Consider the following 4,299-nt stretch of genomic DNA (forward strand, 5'->3'; position numbering starts at 1 on the left):
ACGGGGCCTCCCTGGCAGTCTGTGTCGTGTCGCAACTACCAGTGTGTCAGACCGTCCCGTTGTCCGCCCCTCCCCGATTTTCCGTCATGAACCAGGTATTTCCGCCCACCTATGCCGGCGGCATCTACGCCACGGAGACGCGGCGGATCGACGGCGAGGCGGTTCCCTGTGTCCTGTTGAACAGCGTCCAGAGCGAAGCCAACGGCCTGGAAGAGGCCCTTCAGGACGCCTTTCTGCCGGACTGGCGGGAATTAAGGGAGAACGGCGACGCGCCGATGTGCGATCTCCCGGTCATCGCGGTGAAAGTGAAAGGCCACGAATGGGTGACCTCGCTCACCGCGCCCCACCGCATCCACGACGCCATCCTTCGCGACAGCATCGACGAGAACGAAACACCGTTTCGAGACACCGGCGTCGGACAGGCCATCGTCAAGGCGCGGGTCCATGATGCGACGGCCTTCTACAAGCACTGCCCGACGGCCTTGCTGTTCGGCACCTGGGATTCTACGGCGGGCGAAGGTCTAAACTCGGCCAAGATCCCGCGCGCCGTTGTCTCCGAACCTGGGATTCTACGGCGGGCGAAGGTCTAAACTCGGCCAAGATCCCGCGCGCCGTTGTCTCCGAAATCATCGGCGTGAATGTGGTCGCCGGTGTCCGCACCGCCAGCCGTGTCGATCCGCTGCGCATCCAGCGTATGGGCTTGACGTTCTATCAACAAGGGAAATCGGGATGGACGTTTGACGAAAGTGAAGCGGATCGGAAGTATAAGAAAGCGGGAAGCAAACAGGGCAAAACTGAGTGGACTTTGGATATTGATCAGGCTGAAAAGGACAAAAACGGAAAGCCGACGAAGTCCGAGGCTATCGTTTCGGGGGCAAAACCATCGGATATCAACCACGGCAACGTCACGCCTGACATAGACCGCTTCAAGGACGTCCGGAAGAACAAGCTTGATGTGTTGCCAGACATCCTGACGTCGAATCCGGTTCGGCTAAAATACGACGTTGAAACTGGCGATGGGCACCTGGAGAGTCGTTTGGATATCAACAGCCAGACGGCACGTATTCGCGAAAATGTGCCTCGACCCGGCGGCGTCACCATGGAGCATGCCCGGCACACCTGGACCCTGTCGCTGACCCAACTCCGGCGGCTCCGGTTCCCGGGTTTCCCGCCGCCGGAGGGAAAGGGAAAGGAGGACGTTCGCCCGCGACAGGACGAAGCCGCGCGCACCGTCCTCGCGGCGCTGGCCTTGTATGCCCTGGCCCTGCGACAGGACGAGGGGTATTGGCTGCGCTCCCGGTGCGATCTGGTCCCCGACAACGGAAGCGGAGCCAAATTGGAAATCGTCGGCGGCACCGGCGGGGATATCCCCCTTGGAACCGCAAACGAGGTGAGGACCACCCTGCTGGACCCGGCGCTGAAGGAGGCGGAAGGCCTGGGTGTCGAATGGACAAAGACCCTGCTTCGCCTGACCCCATCGCCTCAGTTGAACCAATTGGTCAAGCTCAGCGACGCCCGGGTTTCCGGACAGGACGAGTCGGATACGGACGCACCCGAAGGCACGGACAGCGGGGCGGATGGCGATGCTGGCGCTTCGGATTGAGTTTCTGACCGGCGTCTTCATGGCCACCGACCGTCATGACGCGACCCGGCGCCGGCCGGAATGGCCGCCACATCCGGACCGGCTGTTCTCGGCATTGGTGGCGGCGGCCGCCGCCTTGCCGGAGGCGTCGGAAGGCAACGTGCCCGATGCGGCGGAAAAGGCCCTTCAATGGCTGGCCGGGCAGTCCTGGACCGACAAGGGAGAGGTGATTGCGCCCCAACTGCACGCCTCCCCGGCGCATCCCCGGGACGCGCCGGATGTGTACATGCCGACCAATCCGCATCCCAGCGAACTTCCGAAATCGCTGACCAAAAAGAATGGCCCAGGGGTGGTGTCAGACGGAAATCGAGAGAAGCTCCAGAAGGTGCTGCCCGCGTACCGCGCCAGAAAGGCGCTGCCGATCCCGGCGGTCGTTCCCGAAGACCCTGTGGTCACATTCCTCTGGCCGGTGGCCGATCCCCGCGAGCATCGCGACACGCTGGCCGCCATCTGCGCCTGCGTGACCTACCTCGGGCGGTCGCGCAGCCTGGTGCGCGTCACGCTCGACCCGGATCCGCCGCAGCCAACCCATGTGCCTGATCCCGATGGCGCGATCCAGCTTCGTGTTCCGGGTGCCAACCGCCTTAAGGAGCTGAAAGACACGTTTCTCGCGGAACGTCGCCCCAACCCGGCGCCCGTGCAGGGTTACCGATGCGTGGCGGACCCGGCGCCGAGTTCGGAACCAATCCGGTCGTCCTTCGACCGCATGTACATCTTCCGACCCGACCCGCAGGATCCCGCCCTCCCGGCCGTGGCGGCGCCCGCTGCCGCGCGCGCCTTTCGGGCCGGTCTGATGGAGGCCGTCGCGGCGGCGCAAACGGCCAACAATCTCCCTGTTCAGGTGCCGGGGATCGTCAAGGGGGCCAAGGGCGCCCCCATGTGCGCCTTCGTGGCGTTGCCCTTCGTCCACCCCAGGCAACGGCACGCCGACGGGTCCGTCAAGGGTCTGGCTGTCCTGGTCCCGAAGGCTGCCCGGCACGACGACCGGACGATGGTGGCCCTGGGCCTGGAGCGCCTTGTGTCAAAAGGGCTCCAACTCCCCGGGGTTGGACGCTGGCACCTGAAAGAAGTGACCGACGATACCCAGGCAATGCGGACCTTGCGGCGCGCGACCTGGCGCGGTCCCTCACGGTACTGGACGACGGCCGTTCCCATGCGGTTCGGCCATGTCCCCAAACCCGGCAACGGGGGTGAGGCGGGCGTCATCCTGGACAGCCTGCGGCGGGCGGGCGTCGACCCCGACGATGTCCTGGAGATCACCGTCGGCCGGCATTCCCCCTTGCATGGCGCCCCGCCAAGTTGGGCCTTCAAGCCGCGCCGGAATGCCCCTGACGAGGGACCGCCGCCCCCCCCGCCTGCGCCATGTCACCGTGCGGTTCGCCCGACCGGTGGAAGGCCCCCTAGTGATCGGCGCCGGGCGTTTCCTCGGCCATGGCCTGATGCTCCCCCTGGTGGAGGACTGACGGCATGACGCGGCTACACGCCATCGATTTCCCGGCGTTCTTCAAGGACGTCCATGGCTTTCGCCCCTTTCTGTGGCAGGAGCGCTTCGCGCGGGAGGTTTTCAAGACCGGCTTGCCGGACGTCATCCGCGTGCCCACCGCCTGCGGCAAGACCAGCGTTCTGGACGTCGCCCTGTTTCGCCTGGCCCTGGACGCGGATCAGCCGCCGGCCAACCGGAAGGCCCCGCGCCGCGTGTGTTTCGTCATCGATCGGCGGTTGGTGGTGGACGAGGTCAGCGAACATGCCCGGGCCATTCAAGCGGCCTTGGAAAAGAACGCCAGCCCCATCACGGCCGCCGTTGCCGCGCGCCTGAAGACCTTGTCGGCCGATGGCGAAACACCGTTGCGCATCGTGCGCCTGCGCGGCGGCGTTTATCGGGATGACGGGTGGGCGGCGGATCCTCTGACGCCCACCATCCTGATCTCGACCGTCGATCAGATCGGCTCCCGCCTGCTGTTCCGGGGCTATGGCGTCAGCCGGCGCAGCCGCCCGCTCCAGGCGGGGCTGCTGGCCTTCGATACCCACCTGATCCTTGACGAGGCCCACCTGTCGGACGCCTTCGCCGAAACCGTGGGGGCGATCCGGCGGTTCAAGGACTGGGCTGAGAAACCGCCGTTGCCGGCGTCGCACGGCCTTGGCCTGACGCGCATGTCGGCGACGCTGCCGGGCGAGGGGCGGGCCTTTGAACTGACCGAAGCGGACCGTGAAGATGAAACACTTGCCAATCGTCTCGATTCACTGAAGCCCGCGCGGTTGTTTGCGGTGCAAGTCGAGACAATCACGAAAGCGGATTGGGCTGATCGTCCCGGCAAGGCACGCAAACAGGATCGCCTGAACTGGCAAGCTCTCGGCCAGGAGATCATTACCCACGCGAACGCCATCGCCCGGCAGGCCGATGAGCAGTCCGTCCGCGTCATAGGCGTGGTGGTCAACCGCGTCGCCACCGCCCGACAGGTGTTCGAGGCGCTAAGCAACGCCAACGCCGGGGAACCTGAACGCGACGCGATCCTGCTGACCGGACGCATCCGCCCTTACGACCGCGACCGCCTGCTGAAAAAATGGGTTCATGACGGAAAATCGGGGAGGGGCGGACAACGGGACGGTCTGACACACTGGTAGTTGCGACACGACACAGACTGCCAGGGAGGCCCCGT

Annotated in this window: 4 protein-coding genes; all 4 read left to right on the forward strand. The window is 65.4% G+C overall.

The features are described 5' to 3' along the window. Positions 1 to 590 (forward strand): type I-G CRISPR-associated RAMP protein Csb1/Cas7g (cas7g, locus tag GGD88_RS18225; protein ID WP_221237235.1); only part of this gene is annotated, 590 nt, incomplete at its 5' end. Between the two features lie 44 nt (positions 591 to 634). Beyond that, positions 635 to 1,603, forward strand: a complete 969-nt coding sequence (locus GGD88_RS18230; RefSeq protein ID WP_184438166.1) for a hypothetical protein — start codon at positions 635 to 637, stop codon at positions 1,601 to 1,603. After that, positions 1,578 to 3,113 (forward strand): type I-G CRISPR-associated protein Csb2, encoded by a 1,536-nt coding sequence (gene csb2 / locus GGD88_RS18235; protein WP_184438171.1) that lies wholly within the window; start codon positions 1,578 to 1,580, stop codon positions 3,111 to 3,113. The genes GGD88_RS18230 and csb2 overlap by 26 nt, the downstream gene beginning before the upstream one ends. Beyond that, positions 3,110 to 4,264, forward strand: coding sequence for a type I-U CRISPR-associated helicase/endonuclease Cas3 (locus GGD88_RS18240; RefSeq protein ID WP_184438174.1), 1,155 nt, complete (start codon positions 3,110 to 3,112; stop codon positions 4,262 to 4,264). The genes csb2 and GGD88_RS18240 overlap by 4 nt, the downstream gene beginning before the upstream one ends. The last annotated feature ends 35 nt before the right edge of the window (positions 4,265 to 4,299 follow it).

It is taken from the genome of Roseospira goensis, from assembly GCF_014197795.1.
Taxonomy (GTDB): Bacteria; Pseudomonadota; Alphaproteobacteria; order Rhodospirillales; family Rhodospirillaceae; genus Rhodospira; species Rhodospira goensis.

Coding starts and splice junctions, on each gene's coding strand:
- csb2 (WP_184438171.1), top strand. CDS start 1,578: ATGGCGATGCTGGCGCTTCGGATTGAGTTTCTGACCGGCGTCTTCATG.
- GGD88_RS18240 (WP_184438174.1), top strand. CDS start 3,110: ATGACGCGGCTACACGCCATCGATTTCCCGGCGTTCTTCAAGGACGTC.